Annotated in this window: 2 protein-coding genes and 1 pseudogene; all 3 read left to right on the top strand. The window is 45.0% G+C overall.

Annotation, left to right across the window (positions count from 1 at the left end; genetic code table 11):
- Positions 1 to 743, top strand: a 743-nt coding sequence (locus ACJ751_RS24335) for a gliding motility-associated C-terminal domain-containing protein (RefSeq protein WP_407748134.1), incomplete at its 5' end; no start/stop codon positions are given.
- A 30-nt stretch (positions 744 to 773) separates the two neighbouring features.
- Complete coding sequence (locus ACJ751_RS24330) at positions 774 to 1,799, top strand: PorP/SprF family type IX secretion system membrane protein (protein ID WP_407748133.1); 1,026 nt, start codon at positions 774 to 776, stop codon at positions 1,797 to 1,799.
- 9 nt (positions 1,800 to 1,808) lie between these two features.
- Positions 1,809 to 2,229, top strand: a pseudogene (locus ACJ751_RS24325) (flagellar motor protein MotB); the annotation flags it as partial.

Below are 2,229 nucleotides of genomic sequence, written 5' to 3'. Positions count from 1 at the left end.
TTACCTTCGGGCCTTCTCAATCTGTTTGTATAAATATCAATCCACCGGTTTTACCCGGTGTTAGCAATAATGGCGTAAATGGAACCTGGAGCCCGGCCATTGTAGACAATCAAAATACAGGCACGTATACTTTTACGCCGGCAATAAAGCAGTGCGCTGTAGGCGCCACCTTTAATTACCAGGTGAACCCGATCCCATCTTTCGTTACTACAAAAAAAGATACGACGGTATTAGATGGCGATATATTGCCTTACTACGATTTCCCGGTAAACATTCCGGTCACCGGTATAAACTGGACCAATAATAACACCGACATTGGGCTGACAGCATCAGGTTCAGGCGTAGTGCCTTCGTTCACAGCAACCAATATGACCAATGATTCCATTACCGGCGTGGTTACTGCCACCCCGTATGTGAATGGTTGTATGGGCGCCGCCCAATCGTACAAAATAACCGTGAAGCCGCGTTATAAAGACATTTATGTACCTAATGTGTTTTCTCCCAATGGGGATGGCAAGAATGATCTTTTGTACGTGTACGGCAATTACATCGCTACGTTAGAGATGCACATCTTTAACCAGTGGGGGCAGAAAATGATAACCATAACCGATAAGAAACAGGGTTGGGACGGCAAGTTCAAAGGAAGCTTCCAGCCTGTGGGGGTTTATGTGTATGTATTAAGGGCTACAACTACAGACGGCAGGCAGTTGAACATGAAAGGCTCCATTACTCTTGTACGATAGATAACCAGATCACTGTAACGATACTTTACAATGAATAAAAAATTGATTATAAAAACCGTTTGGTGTACGGCCTGGTTGCTGCTGATAACTGTCAGTAGATCAGTTGCACAAACAGACCCGCACTTTACACAACAATATACATTTCCCATGTATTTGAACCCGGCGCTTACGGGCAGCGCCGATGGTGATTACCGGGCTTCGGCCATTTTCAGGAACCAATGGGGCAGCGTTACCAACCCTTATCGCACCATGGGCGTGTCATTCGATGCACGCACCAACAAGAATGTAGCCCTGGGCATTAACCTCCTGAATCAATCGGCTGGCGATGGAGGTTTTAATTACCTCACCTCTTCCTTTTCTTTTGCCTATACCGGGGTTAAGTTCGGACCTTCGTTAAACCATCATATTGTGATGGCTATGCAGGGTGGCATTATTAATCGCCGGGTGAACAAATCAAAATTCAGATGGGGCGATCAATGGGATCCTATTACCGGCTACAACCCTAATATGGCAACAACAGAAACGTTTGCCCAAACTTCTTCAACGGTGCTGGATATTGGCGCCGGGGTCATGTATTTTGATGGGGGGGCCGATAAAAAATTCAATCCGTTCGGCGGTTTTTCCATCTATCATCTTAACAAACCCAAAGACCCCATCATCAGCACCCAAAGTGCGGAGTTAAACACCATTCCAATGCGGTATTCCATTCATGGCGGGGTAAGTTATAATATATCAGATCGTACCCGTATTGTGCCGCACGTTATGTACATGCGCCAGGGCACGGCTTCTGAAACCATGGTTGGGGTGTATGGACAAATAAACGTAGATGCAGTTACTGATTTTATGATAGGTGGTTATTACCGCGGTAAAGACGCGGTAGCGCCGTATGTTGGTATTGATTATAAAAACTTTGTTATTGGCCTGAGCTATGACGTGAATAATTCAAAGCTCGGCTCTATGACGAAAAATGTAAACAGCTTTGAACTGAGCCTGTCTTACATTAAACGATCGGGCACAAGGAACGTTGTTGATTTTATTCGTTGTGCAAGACTTTAATTGATTACTATGCGAATGCTTTCATTTTTCAAGATAGTTTTTTTGGTTGCCTGTATCTGCTGGTTGCCCTGTCAGGCGCAGCAGGTAATAGTAACAAAAAATCCGCTGCAACTGGCCGATCAGTATTTTGCAGCCGGTGAATATTATACCGCTGCTTATTTATATGAGCAGGTGTTGAATCCGTCGGCGAACACCCAAAAAGACGACGTGTTCCCGGTGTATTCAAAAAGAGGTAAAACAGGCTACATCCTTCCTAAAAAGATCTCCCGCGAAGCCATTTTGTACAAACAGGCTGAAAGCTATCGACTGGCGCACTACTGGCTGCAAGCCGATTCAACTTACAAAAAATGTCCTGATTATATTGACGCATTATACTGGATGCCCATATGCGAACGCAGCCTTGGGTTATACGAAGAAGCCGCTGCCAACC

This window comes from Niastella sp., assembly GCF_045805085.1.
Classification (GTDB): Bacteria; Bacteroidota; Bacteroidia; order Chitinophagales; family Chitinophagaceae; genus Niastella.
This window is presented reverse-complemented; position numbering and strand designations above follow the sequence as displayed.

Coding starts and splice junctions, on each gene's coding strand:
- ACJ751_RS24330 (WP_407748133.1), top strand. CDS start 774: ATGAATAAAAAATTGATTATAAAAACCGTTTGGTGTACGGCCTGGTTG.